This is a genomic window from Nocardia sp. NPDC003693, assembly GCF_053981095.1.
Genome location: NZ_JBSFNO010000001.1, coordinates 131,058 through 148,340, shown reverse-complemented (window position 1 = coordinate 148,340; position 17,283 = coordinate 131,058). Strand labels below are relative to the sequence as shown.

The following is a 17,283-nucleotide window of genomic DNA, read 5'->3' as shown; positions in this document are numbered from 1 at the left end:
ATGGCACTCATATCGGTTGTTGTGCAACACATTACGCACGCTCCGCGGTTCGGTTCGTGCGGGTCGATCGCGGGTTCGGTTCCCCGGCAGAAAACTGCTCACTAATCTGGAATGATGTCTGGAATGTGGTCCAACTCATATGGTAGCGTCACGGCGTAGCCCGCGAACGCCGCCCGCGCGAAGTTCGTTTCCTCGTCCACGTGGTTCGGCGAGGCGGCCGGTGAGAATCCGAATTCGCCCCGTGTGAACCTCGAAGTAGAACAGCGACGCCGGAATCCATGACACAGAACAATGACGCCAATTCCCGGCTCCGGACCGTGTTCGAAACCGAATCCGGCGATATGCCCGCCGGCCCGCCGAAACCGGCGGAGGTACTGCGGCGGAATTTCGCCGACACCGTGCTCTCGAGCATCGCCACCCTCGGGCGCGCACTCCGCATGGGCGCGCACGCGGTTGCGATCGGAGCTTCCGACCTCGCACACGGCCGATTCCAGGTCCGCGAAACCCTGGTGCAGGCTTGGTTTCTCATCCGGGTCACCGCGATCCCGAGCATCCTGATGGCCATCCCGTTCGGGGTCATCGTGTCGGCTCAGGTCGGCAATATCGTCACCCAGCTCGGCGCCGACTCGATGATCGGCGCGGCCGGCGGACTCGGGGTGATCAAACAGGGTGCGCCCATGGCGACGGCGATGTTGCTCGGTGGCGCCGGCGCCGCGGCCATCGCCGCCGATCTTGGCGCGCGGACCGTCCGCGAGGAGATCGACGCCATGCGCGTGATGGGCGTGGATCCGGTGCAGCGGCTCGTCGTGCCGCGCATCGCGGCCATGATGCTGGTGGCGCCGCTGCTCAACATTCTCATCGTATTCGTCGGCATCGCTTCGGGTTTCGCCGTCGCGGTCACCGCGCTCGAGGTGACTCCCGGCAGCTACTGGCAGTCGTTCGGGTCCTTCACCACCCCGATCGACGTGTGGGTCTCGCTCGTCAAGGCCACGCTGTTCGGATTTCTGGTGGTGATCGTCGCGTGCCAGCGCGGGCTCGAGGCCAAGGGTGGACCGCGCGGGGTCGCCGACGGCGTCAACGCCGCGGTCGTGATGTCGGTGGCCGCGGTCGTGGTGCTCAATACCGCTATCACCCAGGTGGTTACGATGTTCCTGCCCGTGAGGATGGCGTGATGGCCGCGCCGTACCGGCCCGCCGGACTGCGCTGGGCCATTCGCTTCGAACGCCGCCTGCAACCCATGCGGCCGATCGACGCGCTGGGCTTCGTCCTCGGATTCTGCTGGCAGGTGCTGTCCTCGGTGCCGTACACGCTGATGCACTATCGACGCCAGACGATCTCGGTCATCACCGACATGACCTGGGGCCGGGGTTCGATCATCATCGGCGGCGGCGTCGTGCCGCTCATGCTGCTCATGGGCGCGGCGATGGGCGCTTCGATCGGTATCGAGGCCTACAGCGCGCTCAACCTGCTGTCGCTGGGGCAGCTCAGCGGTCTCATCTCCGCCTTCGGCGTCACCCGCGAACTGGCGCCCATCGCCGCGGGAGTCGGCTTCGCCGCCCAGGCGGGCTGCCGGATGACCGCCGAGATCGGCTCGATGCGCATCTCCGAGGAGATCGACGCCCTCGAATCGCTCGGCATCCGGTCGGTGCCGTTCGTGGTCACCACCCGCGTGATCGCCGGAATCATCGCGGTGGCACCGGCTTTCGTCGTCGCGCTGATCCTGAGCTATTTCTCCTGCGAGGTGATCGTCACCGTCGTGCACGGCACGCCGTCGGGCACCTACGACCACTACTTCGACCAGTTCGTACTGACCTGGGACGTGTTCGCCGCGACGGTGAAGGTCATGATCTTCGCGGTCGCCGTCGTACTGATCCACTGCTACCAAGGCTTTTTCGCGACCGGTGGTCCCGAGGGCGTCGGCATCGGATCCGGGCGCGCCATCCGCGCGAGCCTGGTCTCGATCATCGCCCTGGACATGGTCGCCACGATCCTGCTGTGGGGCTTCCAGTCCCCCATCACATTCACGGGGTGAGCCCATGCCCGAATACACCCTTCCCGGAACCGAAGTCGGACCTCGGCGTGCCCGCATCCTGGGCGTGTGCGCGGTCGCGATCGCACTGGTCGCGGGCGCGAGCTGGTGGGCGACACCGGAAACCGCGCCGGCCGACGGCATCGACATCGCGCTGATGGTCGGCTACGTCGGTGAGGGCATCGGCCCCGGCACCGACGTCCGGCTCGACGGCGTGCGGGTCGGCTCGGTCACCACGATCGAGTTCGCCCGCCAGGGTCAGCGCCGAATCGATTTGAACCTGAAGCGATCTCAGCTGTTCGGGCTCACCGACGCGCTGTCGGTCGACTACGTGCCGGGCAATCTGTTCGGCATCAGCACGCTGGAATTGCACCCCGACGCCGCGGGAGAATTGCTCGAGGACGGATCGATCGTCGATCTCACCGGCGCCGGGGCGAACCGCCTGCGCGACGCGACCCTGGCGGCGCTGCTGAACTCCACGGGCGATCTGACCCAGCAGGTGCTGACCCCGCAGCTCACCGAACTGCTGCACAAGTTCGCGCGCGATCTGGGCGCGTTCACCCCACTGCTACAGGCGATCGGCACCACCGCGCGGTCCTATGTCGAGACCGCCCAGCGTCCGTCCGCGGAACTGTTCGAACGCTACGGCGCCGCCCTGGCCGGGGTGCCGCCCATGATCACCGGCGGCCTGACCGTGCTGCACGCCAGCTACGACAACGGCTACCTGCGCGAGGAGGAGCACATCGCCAAGTTCGCCTACATGTGGCCGAGCGTGCAGAACGAACTGCTGCCCGCGGTGACCGCGCTGTTCGGCACGGCCCGACCGTATTTCAGCGGATTGCTGCCTGTACTGACGATGATCCTGGACCGCGTCGCCGGCTCGGTACCCGATCCCCAGGGCGCCGCGGCGCAGTCCGACGAGCTGGTGGAGCGCCTCGCGCGCGCCTTACGGCCCGGCGCGGACGGACCGGTACTGGACGTGCGGGTCGACCTCGACCTGGTCCCCGGGCTGGCCGCGCCGCTGGCGGCCGCGGGCCTTCCGGGTCTGAACGGGGGACAGCCGTGAGCACCCGAGCGCTGTTCGTGCGCGTCCTGCTCGCGGTCGCGGCGATGGTCCTCGTCCTGGCGGGGGTGTTCAGTCTGATCACCCGGCCGGTCGACGGGGAAACCGACACGCACACCGCCATGTTCACCGATGCGAACGGATTGCGGCCCGGCGACGACGTGCGCCTGTACGGGGTGCAGGTCGGCAAGGTGGTCGGCGTGGATCTGGCCGGCGCGCTGGCCCGGGTGCGGTTCACCGTCGTCGCGGATCGTCCGCTGTTCACCAACACCAAGGTCGCGGTCCGCTATCAGAACCTCACCGGCTTCCGGTACCTCGAGATCGACCAGCCCGAGCAACCCGGCGAACGCCGCGGCGCGGCAACCACTTTCGGTGTCGACGAGACGATCTCGGCCTTCGACATCACCACCCTGTTCAACGGCCTGCAGCCGGTGCTGCGCGAACTCTCACCGGCGGATCTGAACCAGTTCACCACCAGCCTGCTGGCGGTGGTCGAGGGCAACGGCACCGGGTTGGGGCCCGCGCTGGGCGCGATCGACAAGCTCAGCCGGTACGCCTCGGATCGGCAGACGATCCTGAGCACGCTGGTGGCCAACCTGTCCCGCGTCTCCGAGCACATCGGCGGGGACTCCGGCAACGCGGTCAAGCTGCTGAGCAGTCTCACCGACCTGTTCGTCGTCATCGCCGAGAAACTGCCCGGGCTGGTGGACTTCTCGAATCAGATTCCCCCCGTACTGCAACCGCTGCGGAGCATGCTGACCGTCCTCGGGCTCACCGGAGCCCGAGACCGGGATCTGGACGCCCTGCTCAAACAGGCGTTCCCCGACCCGTACGACGCGGTCGCGGTGTTCGAGCGGATGCCCGGGCTGATCCAGTCCGTCACCGCCGCGCTGCCCGCGACCGGGCCGGGCGCGCAACCGGCGTGCTCGCACGGTGACGCCGTGGCGCCCGAGCCGCTCCGAGTCCTGATCGCCGGCCAGAGGATCGTGCTGTGCAATTCCTGAAACGTCGCGCCCGCACCGGCGGCGAACCGCGAAACACCGACCTGCGCTGGGGAATCGGCGGACTGTGCGCGGTGGTCGTGCTGGTTGCCGCCATCGGCGTCGTCTACCTCACCGGCACGACCCCCGAGCGCACCTACCGCGCCGAACTGACCCAGGCCGGAACGATCCGCGTCGGCGATGACGTGCGGATCGCAGGCATCCCGGTGGGGAAGGTGACGTCGCTGACCCTGCTCACCGATCGCGTCGCCATGGAATTCACCGCGCGCAGTGAGGCTTTCATCGGCGATCAGAGCGTGCTCGACATCCGCATGCTCACCGTCGTGGGTGGCTACTACCTCGCCGTCGAGCCCGCCGGAACCGAATCCCTCGGTTCCGGGATCATCCCGCGCGAGCGGGTCGGCATCCCCTACAACCTCACCGCGGCGTTCCAGGACGCGGTCCGCCCGGTGCGCGAGGTCGACGGCACGGTGCTGCGCCAGAATCTGGCACAGCTCTCGGCCTCGCTGGACAAGAGCCCGGAATCGGTGCGCTCGGTGGTGCAGGCCGCACAGGATCTGGTCGGCCTCCTCGACCGCCAGAACAGCGACATCTCGCGCACCCTGACCTTCGCCGACGAATACCTCACGGCCATGCGCCAGAACTCCGATGTGCTGGCGCGGCTGATCGTCACCCTGGGCACGATGGTGAACATCATCCAGAACAACAAAACCCAGGTCGCCAACGCGCTCAACGATCTGGCGGCGGTGCTGCTGGATCTCGCGCCGCTCGGCACCGCCTGGGACCGGGGATTGAAGGAGCGCGCCCAACCGCTCGCCGACGCGATCCCGCCGCTGGAACAGCTCGTCACCCGGCTGGGGGAGCTGGTCGAATCGTTGAAAGCGATGGGCGACAAGCTGTTACCGCTCATGCCCGCCGGTGACGGGATCACCGTCGATCACTCCGCGACGACTCTGCGGGGCGTCTGCGTCCCGATCCCGGGAGGGGCGTGTTGATGCTGCACAAGATTCTCGGCTCCCGCGCGGTGATGTCCGCCGCGGTCGTGCTCGTCGTGATCGCCGCGGGCACGATCGCCCTGACCGCCGGGCGGCAGTCCCCGCCGACCCGTTCCTACTGCGCCGATATGCCCGACAGCATCGGACTGTACGAGGGCAGCGCGGTCACCGTGCTCGGCGTGCGCGTCGGCGAGGTGACGGGCATCGACCTCGAGGGCGCCGTGGCGCGGGTGCGATTCACCGTCCGCGCCGACCGCACCCTGCCGGTGGACGTCGGCGCGGTCACCGTGAGCGACACCCTGCTCGCGGACCGCACCCTCACCCTGGTCGGTGACGAGCCGACGGGCGAGGGCTGGAACCCGGGGCACTGCATCACCAGAACACTGACGCCGAAAAGCATGTCCGAGACCTTCGACGCGCTGGCCAACCTGGCCGATGAACTCGAGGGCGCGGGCGATCCCGCCGAACGGGACGCGCTGGGGGCGGGGTTGAACGCGCTCGACCGGGCCACCGACGGAACCGGCGATCAGATCAACGCGATCATCCGGCAACTGGGCGTCGCGCTGGCCGCTCCCGACGCCGCCATCGGGCACGTCGGCGCGCTGCTGGACGCGCTGGCCGAACTCACCCATCGGGCACGCGGGGGCTGGTCGCAGGTGCGCGAGACGATCACCGGTCTGCCGCAGTCCTTCAACGACATCAACGTCATCGCGTTCCCGCCGATCATCGATCTGGTCGAGGCGCTGAGCAAGACGCTGCCCCAGATCAACGACGTCATCGTGATGTTCGGCTCGCCCACGCTGCGCGCCCTGGATTCGGTGCAGAATCTGGCGGGCCTGATCTCCGCGGGGGTGGGTTCGCTGCGCGATCTGATAGCGATGGTTCCGGCCATCGCGGGTGGGTTCGCCACGGCCGCCGACCCGGCGACCGGGCAAACCCGTATTGGTTACGCGCCACCGAATATCGCTCTCGGTCAGTCGGATTCGGCCGCGGTGTGCGCCGCGGTGCAGGCGATCACCGGGCAGCAATGCCGGGCGAGCTCGAACGGAGACATCACGGTGCCGATGCTGCCCGCCCTGCTGAGCGCGGTGAGCGCGCGATGACCCGGGGTACCGTGACCCGCCGCCGCATCGGCGCGGCGCTGATCTCGATCCTGGCCGTGGTGCTCACCGGATGTGGCTGGCGGCCTTCGGAAATCACCGTGCCCGGCGCGGGCGTCGATGGCCCGACCTACGCCCTGCGGATCGAGTTCGCCGACGTGCTCAACCTGCCGCCGGGGGCAAAGGTGTTCGCCGATGGGGTGCGGGTCGGCGAGCTGACCGGGCTCACGCTCGTCGATCCGAATCCGGCCGCGTCCACCGTGACCGGCCGGCGGGGATACGTGGTCGCCGAGATCGAGCTGCGCACCTCGGTGCGCCTGCCCGCCGATACGAAAGCCGCACTGCGGCAGGAGACTCCGCTGGGCGATGTGCACATCGCGCTGAGCGTGCCCGCCGACGCGGCGGGCGCGGTGCTCGAGCCCGGGGCCACGATTCCCCTCGCGCAGACCGTCGCGGCGCTGCCCATCGAGGACATCTTCGCCGGGTTGTCCGCGTTCGTCGGCAGCGGCGCGGTGACCGACATTCAGACCATCGTCACCACCATGAACGGCGTCATGCCCGAGAACCCTTCGGACACCGCGCGATTGGCGGGACTGCTCGGCGCGGACCTGACCGGTCTGGGGGAGAACCTGAACTCGGTCGACGTGCTCCTGGACGGGCTCGCCGCCACCGGTGATCAGGGGCTCGTGCAGAACCTGCCGATGTTCGACGTGCTGCTGACCCCCTACGGGGTGCAGCACACCGTGGACACCATCAACGCCGAGATCGGGATCATCTTCGTGCTCACCGCGCTGGGGCCGGTCGCGCCGAGCCTGACCTGGCTCGCGCCGATGGTGCAATCGCTCGACGGCACCGCGCGCGCGATCGTGCCCATGCTCTTCGGCGCCCATCCGCTGGACACCGATTCGCCCTCCACGGTGAAGAAGCTCGTCGACCTCATCCAGAACAAGATCATTCCGTTCACCGAGCGCGGCCCGAAGGTGAACATCGTGGGCGTGAACACCACCCCCGCGATCGGAGCGGTCTCGCCCGAGGAACAGACCGGTCGAATCCTGGACACCCTGCGGATGATCGGAGCGGTGCGATGAATGTTCGTGCGGCAGTGTCGTTGTCGGCGATCGTCGCCGTGCTGATCGCCGGGGTGGCCTACATGGCATTCGGCGTGCTGCACATCGATCCGCGGCGCGGCTACTTCGACGCCGAACTGCTGCTCGACGATTCGGGCGGACTCGGGCCGAACGCGCCGATCCTGCTGGCCGGGGTGCAGGTCGGGCGAACGGAGTCGGTCAGCAAGGACGCCGCCGGTGTGCTCGTGCGCCTGCGTATCGAGGACCGCTACCGGATCCCGCTGTCGAGCACGGTGCGGATCGAGCAGCTCTCCGCGCTCGGCGAACCGTACGTGCAGTTCGCGCCGGCCACCACCGACGCGCCGTATCTACAGGACGGGCAACGGATTCCGGCCGATCGCGTCCGCATGCCGATGACCATCACCGCGCTCTCGGCGAAGCTGGTGCGCCTGCTCGCGCAGTTCGATCCGGCGGTCATCTCGAATCTGGTCGGTACGTTCGACACCGCGTTCACCGGCACCGAGTCGTCCGTGCAGACCCTGCAGCGGTCGACATCCCTGCTGGCCGCGGCGCTGCTGAGCCGGACGGCGCCGGTGCGCCAACTGTTCGAGGACATCCAGACCCTCGGTGGCGACATCGACTGGCTGGGGCCCTCGCTCGCCACTGCGGGACCGGAGTTCGGCGCGTTCGGCACCACCCTGAACAAGATCGTGGAGTCGGGTTCGGCCCTGGCCGAGAGCCGTCCGGTCACGGCGTATTTCACCGACGGCGGCCTGGTGCCGTTCCTGCGGGAGCTGACCGAGGTGCTCGCCCGCATCGGGCCCGACGCCGCGCGCCTGGGCCCGATGCTGCAGCCGGTGGTCGCCGACGCGGTGAACCGGGCGCCGCCCCTGGATATCGGCGCGCTGCTCGGGCAGGCGCTGCAGGGCGTCGACGCCGACGGCACCCTGCACTTCCGGCTCGGCGTCAAGTAACCCACTCGGACACAGCACATTCCGGTGAGAGGACCACAGCGATGACAACACCCACCGATTCGGACGCCGCGACGACCACGGATACCGAGGCCGGCCCGGGACCTTCGACGCCGGAGTCCGGCCCGGCGGAGGCGGGGGTGGGAACCGCTTCGGAAGCCGCTGCGGGCAAGACGGATCCGGCCCCCGCTGCTGGAACGGTGCCGGCGGCGGACAGCGCCGCGACCCCGCCGGTACTGGCGAAGACCACGCCGACGCGTACCGCACCGGCCCGATCGGCGTCCGCACCCGCACCGGACGATGGCCCGCGCTCGATCTCCATCTCGCTGGCCACATTACGGAAAGCGCTGGTCCTCCTACTGCCGCTGGTGGTGATCATCGTGCTCGGAGCGCTCTACAACTCCGCGCGATCCGAACTGGCCGACCGCGACGCCAAGGCCGCCGACGACCGCCGCGCCCAGCAGATCGCGACGGACTACGCGGTGGGAGCCTCGACCATCGACTTCCGTGACACCAAGGCCTGGCTCACACGCCTGCAGGCGGACACGACCCCGCAGCTGGCCGCGAAGTTCGACGCCACAGCCCCGCAACTGGAACAGATTCTGCTGCCGCTGCAGTGGACCTCCAAGGCCACCCCGCTCTCGGCCGCGGTCATCTCCGAGGCGGGCGGCATCTACAAGGTCAACGCCTACCTCGAGGTGAGCTCGACCAGCGCCCAGACCCCCGACGGCGCGACCACCACCGTCACCTACTCGCTGACGATCGACCGCAACGCGGACTGGAAGATCACCGAGGTCGGCGGCCTGCAGAACGCCTTCCCGGCGAAATGACCACCGCGACACCGACACTGCTCGTCCCGGTGGGCGGCTCGAACTTCGAGGTCCACCGCGCAGGCCCCGTCTCCACGGCCCAGCGCAACTCGGCCGTGCTGCTGCACGGGTTTCCACAGAGCGCGGCCTCCTGGCGCGCGGTGGCCGAGCACCTGAGCGCGTTCGGGATCACCAGTTACGCGCCGAATCAGCGCGGTTATTCCGCCGGCGCCAGACACGATTCGGTCGAGGCGTACCGCCTGAGCGAGCTGGTCGCCGACGTCGTGTCCCTGTGCGACGCACTCGAACTCGACACCGTCCATCTGGTCGGCCACGACTGGGGCGCGATCGTTGCCTGGGCAACCGCCGCCCGGCACCCCGAACGCGTGAGGTCCCTGACAGCGGTGTCGGTCCCGCACCCCGCGGCGTTCGACCACGCGATCCGCACCGATCCCGAACAACGGGAGATGTCAGCGTATTTCGGCCTCCTGGAACGTGACGGCACCGCCGACGCGCTCCTGATGGACGACGGCGCCGCCCTGCGCCTGGGCTACGGCGAGGCCGTCGCCCCCGACATCGCCGACGCCCACATTCGACTGCTTTCCGAACCGGGCGCGATGCCGGCCGCCCTGAACTGGTACCGCGCCCGCGACAACGATTGGCGCGACGTGCCCCCGGTGCACGTGCCCACCACCTACGTGTGGGGCGCCCATGACATGGCGGTGTCCCCGGCCGCCGCCCACGCCTGCGCCGCCCACGTCACCGGGCCCTACGAGTTCGTGGAACTTCCCGGTGTCGGCCACTGGGTCCCCGAAGCGGAACCCGCCCGCTCGAGCACCGCGATCATCCACCGCATCGTGGGCACCCACGGCCACTGACCCGGACCGGCGAGGTGGGGCCCGAAATCACCTGTGCGGCACCGTCGCGACGCGATCGCGGCGGGTCACGCGTCGGCCCAGGAAGCGGGCAGCGACTGCCATGAAGCCTGGGCTACCTCGTGCAGCCGTGGCCCCGGTGTGCCCAGGCGGCTCAGCTGGATGAGCCCCTGGGCGACCACGACGATGGTGGCCCCGTGTGCGGAAGCACCGGCCGCGTCATCGCCGAAATGGTCTGTGCGGCGCAGACGTTCGGCGACGCACTGCTCCATGGCCGCGATGGTGCGCGCCCCGATCGGGCGAATCTCGGGGACGCGGGTGGCCAATTCGGCCACGCTGTTGATCATCAGGCACCCGCGCTGGTCAGGGTGTGCGGCGCAGTCGGCGATGACCGCCTCGAACAGCGCTCGCACCGCGTCGCGCGCCGAGCCGGGTGCGCGGGACACGACATCGCGGACGAACGCTGCCCGCTGATCGCAGTAGCGGTCGAAGGCGGCCAGGAACAGGCCGCGCTTGGTGCCGTAGGCCGAGTAGATGCTGCCGTTGCCGACGCCGGTCGCGCGGGAGACGTCCTGCACCGACGTGCCGTCGAAACCCCGTGTCCAGAACAACTCCGTGGCGGCGTCCAGCAGCTCCGATTCGTCGAACTGTCGTGGCCGTCCCATAGCGGTCACCGTACCAACCGGCGTGCGCTGAACCACACCGCTTGTTCTGGAGCCGCGCCTCCAGAACAATGGATGACATGGCCACCAACAGCACCGACCAGACTCGCCGCCGCGTCGGCATCCTGCTGTTCGACGGCGTCAAGATGCTGGACTTCGCCGGGCCCGCCGAGGTTTTCGTGGAAGCGAATCAGGCCGTGTCCGGCTACGACGTGGTGCTCGTCTCGGCGGACGGGAACAGCGTGCAGACCTCCATCGGCGCGCGGATGGAGGTGACCTGCAAGGCGGCGGACGCCGGACGGTTCGATACGGTCATCATCCCGGGCAGCGAACTGCCGCCCTCCACCTTCGCCACGCCGGAGGTGCTCGCCGCGGCGCGGCAGCTGTCGTGGAACACTCGCCGGCTCGCCTCGATCTGCAGCGGCGCGGCGATCCTGGCCGAACTCGGCCTGCTGGACGGGCGGCGTGCGACCACGCACTGGAAGTTCGCCGCCGGGCTCGCGCGACGGTATCCGGCGGTGACGGTCGAACCGGACGCGATCTTCGTGCGCGACGGAAACCTGTACAGCTCGGCGGGTGTCGCGGCGGGCGTCGATCTCGCGCTGGCGTTGGTGGAGGAGGACTTCGGAGCCGACACCGCGCGCCGGGTGGCGCAACTGCTGGTGGTCTACATGCAGCGCTCGGGTGGGCAGTCGCAGTTCTCCGCCTCGCTGACCGGGCCCGCGCCCCGTAGTCCGCTCGTGCGCAAGGTCGTCGATCTGATCTGCGCGGACCCCGCGTTTCCGCACACCGTGCAGACCCTGGCCGACCACGCCTGCGTCAGCGTGCGGCATCTGGCCCGGCTCTTCCGCTCCGAACTCGAACGCACACCCGCCGAGTATCTCGCGTTCATCCGCTTCGGCGTCGCCCGGGACATGCTGCACGCCGGGCACAGCGTCACCGAAGCCGCGATGGAGGCGGGATACGGCAGCGCCGAGGCGCTGCGGCGCGCGTTCGTCGCGCGATTGGGGATCTCACCGCGCAAGTACCAGCAGCGATTCCGGTCCACCGGGGCCGTCGCCGCGCCGCATCCGGCCGCGGAGTTCCCGGCCGCCGTGTCCTGATCGGAGGTTTTCACGGCCGCTGGAGAGGGGTGCGAAACCGTTTGCCCGGAGGAAGCTGGATGGGGCGTTCTTCATCCGCACAACAGCTTCGGAAGGAATTCAGATGGCAGGCAATCCGCTCGGAATCGCGCTCGAGCAGGCGGCGCAGGAATTCGTGGACGCGACCTCGCAGCCGCCCTTCCTCTATCAGCTGCCGCCCGAGGAGGGCCGCAAGGCCGTCGACTCGGTGCAGGATTCGCCGATCGACAAGCCGGACATCGACGAGGAGTGGATCACCGTCGAGGGCGGTCCGACCGGTGCGGTGCGGGCTCGGATCGTCAAACCACGCGGCACGGACGAGACGCTGCCCGTCATCGTCTACACGCACGGCGCCGGTTGGGTGTTCGGCGACGCGCACACCCACGACCGCCTCGTGCGGGACCTGGCCGTCGGCGCCCACGCGGCCGTGGTGTTCCCGGAGTACGACCGCTCCCCGGAGGTGCGCTACCCGGTCGCCAACGAACAGTCCTACCGTGTCGCGCAGTGGGTTTCGGCCGAGGGCGCGACCAAGGGCCTGGATCCCGCGCGGATCGCGATCGCGGGCGATTCGGTCGGCGGCAACATGGCCATCGCGCTGACCCTCATGGCCAAGGAGCGCGGCGACCTGTCGTTCGTGCAGCAGGTGCTGTTCTATCCGGTCACCGACGCGAACTTCGACACCGAGTCCTACCGGCAGTTCGCCGAGGGCTACTTCCTGACTCGCGAAGGCATGCAGTGGTTCTGGGACCAGTACACCACCAGCGCGGACGAGCGCGCCGAGATCACCGCTTCGCCGCTGCGGGCCACCACCGAGCAGCTGGCGGGTCTGCCGCCCGCCCTGGTGATCACCGGTGAGGCCGACGTGCTGCGCGACGAGGGCGAGGCGTACGCCGCCAAGCTGCGCGCCGCCGGTGTGCCGGTGACGCAGGTGCGCTACGGCGGCATCATCCACGACTTCGTCATGGTGAATTCGATGCACGACACCCACGCCGCGAAGGCCGCTGTGGCACAGGCGGTCTCGGTGCTGCGGGCCGCCCTGCACGAGTCCTGATCCGCACGACAACCCACAGGGAAGGTAGCCGTGAGCTCCGAAAACAATCCGACCATCGTGCTCGTGCACGGGGCGTTCGCCGATTCCTCCAGCTGGAACGGTGTGGTGGCGAACCTGCGTGAGCGGGGATATTCCGTTGTCGCCGCGGCCAATCCGCTGCGCGGGCTGAGTTCCGACGCCGCGTACGTCGGCTCGGTCCTGGACTCGATCGGGGGTCCGGTGGTGCTGGCCGGGCACTCCTACGGCGGCAGTGTCATCACCGTCGCCGCGGCCGGGAAGACGAACGTCACCGCGCTGGTCTACATCGCGGCGTTCATCCCCGCCGAGGGTGAGAGCGCGCTCGAGCTGACCGACAGGTTCCCCGGCTCGACGCTCGGCCCGGCCACGAGCCCGGCCCAATACCCGCTCCCCGACGGCGAGTCCGGCACCGAGCTCTACATCCGCCAGGCCGAGTTCCCCGCCCAGTTCGCCGCCGACGTGGCACCCGAGACCGCCGCCCTGATGGCCGCGACCCAGCGCCCCGTCGCCCTGGCCGCCCTGCAGGAACCCGCCGCCGCGGCCGCGTGGCGGACCATCCCCGCCTACGCGCTGCTCACCACCAACGACAAGAACATCCCCGTACAGGCTCAGCGGTTCATGGCCGACCGGGCGTCCGCGAAGACCACCGAGATCGTGGCCTCGCACGCGGTGAGCGTGTCGGAACCGGATGCGGTAAGCGAACTGATCATCTCGGCCGCGGGCGCGTAGGCCCCGGCGGATCGCGGACGCGCTCCGCCGCCGGTGGCACGGGCGCGTCCCCGAGATCGATCGTGCGGAAACGGACGACCTCGGCCATTCAGCAGCAGGTGCGCATCGTGGCTGATAGAACCGCGTGATGGGTAAGCTGACAGCCAAGAAAAAGGCTCGACGAAAGACCCGTCAAGCCAAGAGCCTCCACGGAGGCGGGTATCTGCCGCAGTGGGAGATTCCCCAGGAGGTCCTGCCGTTCGCGCCACCCGACTGGGTGCAGGACACCGAAGCCTACGAGCGGGACGTGGCCCGATGGATATCCTGGGACGGTCCGTGTGGCGTCCCGGTTTCCGCGGAACCGACCGACAGCGTGCGCGAGTTCCTGCTCGGAGGTCTCACCTCGTTGGAGGGCTTCGACGCTCGTGAACAGGCGTTCGTCCTCGCTGCGGAAGCGTTGTCCGAGCGGTTGTTTCCTCGTGGGTGGCGTTTCAGCAGCAGCGACTCGAGTCAGTACGGCCTGTACTGGGCGTATCCACCCTCGACATATTCCGAGGCCGACGGGGAAATCGAGCCGATGACGACCTTCCAGGCGGACACGTCCGACGCGGAGACCTTCGACGACTGCGAGTTCTCGATCATGGTTGCGGGGCATACGTGGGAGGCGGGGGAGTGGCCGGTGGAAACCCTCGACGAGTTCTTCGCGAACATAGACGCCGTCGAGCGCCACCGCGCGGGCGACGACCTCTACGACCTGCCGTTCGACTACGACGGAAGTTACGTGCTTCACCACCGTCGGATTACCGACTCCGAGAACTAGTTTCCGGACCCCGCCGGCACTCAGGCCAGCCCGGTCGACCGTGTGGGCTGGGGTGCGAAGTACGACGCCACCGCGTGCCGGAACCAGCGCTCGCGCGAGCGCAACGCGCGCCGGCTGACCTCCGCGGTGGGAACGATCCGATCGAACCCGTGCCAGCATCCCGGATAGATCTCGAAATCGACGGGGACGCCCGCGTCCCGGAGCTTGTGGACATAGGCGGCGGTCTCGTCCAGGAACGGCTCCAGATCCCCGACGTAGGTGAAAGTCGGTGGCAGACCGCGCAAGTCGGTCGCCCGGGCCGGCGCGGCGTAGATCGGCACGTCGTCGCGCAGGTGCCCGCGGCCCAGGTACAGCCGCCAGGCCGAGCGCAGTGTCGTGCTGTCCAGTAGGGGAGCGTCGTTGTTCACCGCCGACGGGGTCGTGACCCGGTCGTCGAGCATCGGGTAGATCGGCAGCTGGAACGCGACGTTCACCTCGCCGCGGTCGCGGGCGAGCAGGGTCAGCGCGGCGGTCAGGCCGCCGCCCGCGCTCTCCCCGCCCACCGCGATCTGATCGTCGCGCACGCCGAGGCGAGCCGCGTTGTCGCGCAACCAGATCAGGGCGTCGTAGGCGTCGTCCAATGCCGCGGGGTAGGGGAGTGCGGTGCTCAGGCGATAGGCGGGGGCCACGATCACGCAGCCGGTGGCGGTGATCATCCGGCGGTAGAACGCGGCGTCTTGCTCGGGGGAGCCCAGGGCGTATCCGCCCCCGTGGAACCACAGCAGCCCGGTCGCGTCGCGCGCAGGCGTCAGTGGGGAGTAGACCATCACGCGCAACCGTGAGCCGTCGGCGCGCGGAATGTGGAACTCCCGTACGCGCATGGTGCGCGGCCTGCGCCGATACGCGACCGCCGTGACCCGCCCCAGCGCGAGGCTGCCCCGGCGCAGCCGGGCATCGCCGATCCGGGAACCGAAGCGGCGCAGCACGAGCCCTGTCCGGCGTAGCTGCGGATCGATCATGTCAGCGGTGATTCTCATGTCTTCCTCTCCGGTCGGCGTCGACGCTACAGCGATTATGGACGGTTCTATGGACAGCTGTACAGGCTGGGGAGGGGGGCGCCTCGCCCGGCTCGGCACCGGCAATGGACCGGCCACCCTTGCGCTGGAACGTTGTCGGAAATAGTATCCGGACATATGTCCGTATAGCTGTCCGAGTTAGTCGAGATGTCCCGCGCGGCACTCGGCCGCCGTCGGCGCCCCGTCCCCGAATCGCTTCCTCGGTTCCGTACCTGTGAGGACATCCATGGCCTACGTGATCACCCAACGATGCTGCAACGACGCCAGTTGCGTGGTCGAATGCCCGGTCGACTGCATCCGACCGCGCCCGGACGAGGCCTCGTTCGCCACCGCCGAGCTGCTGCACATCGACCCCGACACGTGCATCGACTGCGGCGCGTGCGTGGAAGCGTGCCCGGTGGACGCGATCTTCGCCGCGGACGAACTCCCCGACGCGCTGTCTCGGTACGCCGAGATCAATGCCGACTACTTCGCGCACAACCCACTCGAATCCGACATCACCGCGGCCGCGACTCCGCTGCGCCTGCCGCGCGAGGCCGCACCCCTGCGGGTCGCGATCGTCGGCACCGGACCCGCGGCCTGCTACGCCGCCGAACAGCTGCTCGGGCGCGGGCGGGTCGAGGTCGACCTGTTCGACAAATCCCCCGCGCCCTGGGGGCTGGCGCGCTACGGCGTAGCGCCCGACCATCCCGAAACCCGGGGCGTGATCGATCAATTCAACGCCGCGTTCAAACGCGACGCGGTCCGCATGCACCTCAACGTCGACATCGGGCGCGACATCACCCACGCCGAACTGCTCGAGCACTTCCACGCGGTGATCTACGCGGTCGGGGCCCCCGGTGATCGCCGGCTCGGCATCGCCGGTGAGGATCTGCCCGGAAGTCATTCCGCCACCGAGTTCGTCGCCTGGTACAACGGGCATCCGGACCGCGCGGACCGCGTATTCGATCTCTCGGGTGAGCGCGCGGTCGTCGTCGGCAACGGCAACGTCGCGCTGGACGTCGCCCGCGTGCTGACGGTCGACCCGGACCGGTTGGGGCGCACCGACATCGCCGACCACGCACTGGAAGCGTTGCGGCACAGCGCCGTTCAAGAGGTTGTGCTGCTGGGCAGGCGGGGGCTCGTCCACGCGGCGTTCACCGGCCCCGAGTTCCTGGCCCTGGGCCACCTCGAGGGCGTGGACGTGATCATCGATCCGGCCGACATCGACGCCGAGGTCACCGCCGCCCTCGCCGATCCCGACACCGACCCGGCACTGCGCCTGAAACTGAGCCTGGCCGCCGAGTACGCGGCTCGCCCCCGCACGAGCGGGAACAAACGCATCGTCTTCCGGTTCCTGGCCACCCCGCGCGAGGTCTCGGGCGATCAGCGCGCCACCGGGATTCGCGTCGAGCGCACCGGCGCCGCGGCCGATTTGCCGCCCACCGAGATCCTGGACGCGCGCTTGATCGTGCGCGCGGTCGGCTATCGCGGGGTCCCGGTGCCCGACGTGCCCTTCGACCCGGGAGCCGCCGTGATCCCCAACCGGCTGGGCCGGGTCGTGGACGCCCTGGGTGCGACCGTGCCCGGGGTCTACACCGCGGGCTGGATCAAACGCGGGCCGCGCGGGGTGATCGGCACCAACCGCGGCGACGCCGAGGAGACGGTGACCCAGCTGATCGCGGACTTCCTGGCCGGGGAGCTGGATCGCCCGGTGCGCGAACGGGATTCGTTCGAGGAGCTGCTCACCGGCCGTTGCCCGGATCATGTCGATCGCGCGGGCTGGATGACCGTGGACGCCGCGGAGAAGGCCGCGGGCGCCGCCGCGGGGCGCCCGCGCGTGAAGTTCGTGCGCGCCCGCGACATGGTGGATCTGGCCCGGGGCGCGGTGGCCGCCCGATGACCATTGTTATGGACCTATGTCGGTGATACTGTCCAGACACATGTCCAGTCTTCAGT

The 17,283-nt window shown here is 69.1% G+C and carries 17 protein-coding genes; 15 read left to right on the top strand and 2 right to left on the bottom strand.

Annotated elements, in window-relative coordinates; genetic code table 11:
• The first annotated feature begins 278 nt into the window (after positions 1–278).
• From ACWDOP_RS00820 to ACWDOP_RS00775, 10 genes are read left to right on the top strand one after another with little or no spacing between them, the layout of a single operon-like run.
• The gene (locus tag ACWDOP_RS00820) at positions 279–1,172 is read left to right on the top strand and encodes an MlaE family ABC transporter permease (RefSeq protein ID WP_456343278.1); all 894 of its coding nucleotides are present in this window, start codon (positions 279–281) and stop codon (positions 1,170–1,172) included.
• Entirely contained in the window at positions 1,169–2,032 is an 864-nt protein-coding gene (locus ACWDOP_RS00815) for an ABC transporter permease (protein ID WP_454207045.1), read from the top strand. The genes ACWDOP_RS00820 and ACWDOP_RS00815 overlap by 4 nt, the downstream gene beginning before the upstream one ends.
• Positions 2,033–2,036: 4 nt before the next feature.
• Positions 2,037–3,095, top strand: a complete 1,059-nt coding sequence (locus tag ACWDOP_RS00810; protein ID WP_456343277.1) for an MlaD family protein — start codon at positions 2,037–2,039, stop codon at positions 3,093–3,095.
• Entirely contained in the window at positions 3,092–4,096 is a 1,005-nt protein-coding gene (locus ACWDOP_RS00805; protein WP_456343276.1) for an MlaD family protein, read from the top strand. Before ACWDOP_RS00810 ends, ACWDOP_RS00805 begins: the two co-directional genes overlap by 4 nt.
• Positions 4,084–5,088, top strand: a complete 1,005-nt coding sequence (locus ACWDOP_RS00800; RefSeq protein ID WP_456343275.1) for an MlaD family protein — start codon at positions 4,084–4,086, stop codon at positions 5,086–5,088. The genes ACWDOP_RS00805 and ACWDOP_RS00800 overlap by 13 nt, the downstream gene beginning before the upstream one ends.
• Positions 5,088–6,191 carry an MlaD family protein gene (locus ACWDOP_RS00795; protein ID WP_456343274.1) on the top strand — a complete coding sequence of 368 codons (1,104 nt, stop codon included), beginning with the start codon at positions 5,088–5,090 and terminating at the stop codon, positions 6,189–6,191. Before ACWDOP_RS00800 ends, ACWDOP_RS00795 begins: the two co-directional genes overlap by 1 nt.
• On the top strand, positions 6,188–7,276 hold the full coding sequence (locus ACWDOP_RS00790; protein WP_456343273.1) for an MlaD family protein: 1,089 nt from the start codon (positions 6,188–6,190) through the stop codon (positions 7,274–7,276). Before ACWDOP_RS00795 ends, ACWDOP_RS00790 begins: the two co-directional genes overlap by 4 nt.
• On the top strand, positions 7,273–8,229 hold the full coding sequence (locus ACWDOP_RS00785; RefSeq protein WP_454207057.1) for an MlaD family protein: 957 nt from the start codon (positions 7,273–7,275) through the stop codon (positions 8,227–8,229). The genes ACWDOP_RS00790 and ACWDOP_RS00785 overlap by 4 nt, the downstream gene beginning before the upstream one ends.
• A gap of 41 nt (positions 8,230–8,270) precedes the next feature.
• Positions 8,271–9,056, top strand: coding sequence for a hypothetical protein (locus ACWDOP_RS00780; RefSeq protein WP_456343272.1), 786 nt, complete (start codon positions 8,271–8,273; stop codon positions 9,054–9,056).
• Complete coding sequence (locus ACWDOP_RS00775; RefSeq protein ID WP_456343271.1) at positions 9,053–9,913, top strand: alpha/beta fold hydrolase; 861 nt, start codon at positions 9,053–9,055, stop codon at positions 9,911–9,913. The genes ACWDOP_RS00780 and ACWDOP_RS00775 overlap by 4 nt, the downstream gene beginning before the upstream one ends.
• Before the next feature lie 65 nt (positions 9,914–9,978).
• On the opposite strand, the gene ACWDOP_RS00770 is transcribed toward ACWDOP_RS00775, so the two are convergent.
• On the bottom strand, positions 9,979–10,575 hold the full coding sequence (locus ACWDOP_RS00770; RefSeq protein ID WP_456343270.1) for a TetR/AcrR family transcriptional regulator: 597 nt from the start codon (positions 10,573–10,575) through the stop codon (positions 9,979–9,981).
• A 77-nt stretch (positions 10,576–10,652) separates the two neighbouring features.
• On the opposite strand from ACWDOP_RS00770, the gene ACWDOP_RS00765 reads away from it, so the two are divergent.
• The 4 genes from ACWDOP_RS00765 (at position 10,653) to ACWDOP_RS00750 (ending at position 14,290) form a co-directional block, all read left to right on the top strand.
• Positions 10,653–11,675 carry a GlxA family transcriptional regulator gene (locus ACWDOP_RS00765; RefSeq protein WP_456343269.1) on the top strand — a complete coding sequence of 341 codons (1,023 nt, stop codon included), beginning with the start codon at positions 10,653–10,655 and terminating at the stop codon, positions 11,673–11,675.
• 103 nt (positions 11,676–11,778) lie between these two features.
• Positions 11,779–12,744 (top strand): alpha/beta hydrolase, encoded by a 966-nt coding sequence (locus ACWDOP_RS00760; RefSeq protein ID WP_456343268.1) that lies wholly within the window; start codon positions 11,779–11,781, stop codon positions 12,742–12,744.
• Positions 12,745–12,774: 30 nt separating this feature from the next.
• Positions 12,775–13,491: an alpha/beta fold hydrolase gene (locus tag ACWDOP_RS00755; RefSeq protein ID WP_456343267.1), complete on the top strand. Its 717-nt coding sequence runs from the start codon at positions 12,775–12,777 to the stop codon at positions 13,489–13,491.
• A gap of 127 nt (positions 13,492–13,618) precedes the next feature.
• Positions 13,619–14,290, top strand: coding sequence for a hypothetical protein (locus ACWDOP_RS00750; RefSeq protein WP_456343266.1), 672 nt, complete (start codon positions 13,619–13,621; stop codon positions 14,288–14,290).
• Between the two features lie 20 nt (positions 14,291–14,310).
• Here the strand turns inward: ACWDOP_RS00750 and ACWDOP_RS00745 are convergent, their stop codons facing one another.
• Positions 14,311–15,306 (bottom strand): alpha/beta hydrolase, encoded by a 996-nt coding sequence (locus ACWDOP_RS00745; RefSeq protein ID WP_456343265.1) that lies wholly within the window; start codon positions 15,304–15,306, stop codon positions 14,311–14,313.
• 265 nt (positions 15,307–15,571) lie between these two features.
• Here ACWDOP_RS00745 and ACWDOP_RS00740 point away from each other — a divergent pair, with 265 nt between their 5' ends.
• The gene (locus tag ACWDOP_RS00740) at positions 15,572–17,227 is read left to right on the top strand and encodes an FAD-dependent oxidoreductase (protein ID WP_456343264.1); all 1,656 of its coding nucleotides are present in this window, start codon (positions 15,572–15,574) and stop codon (positions 17,225–17,227) included.
• The last annotated feature ends 56 nt before the right edge of the window (positions 17,228–17,283 follow it).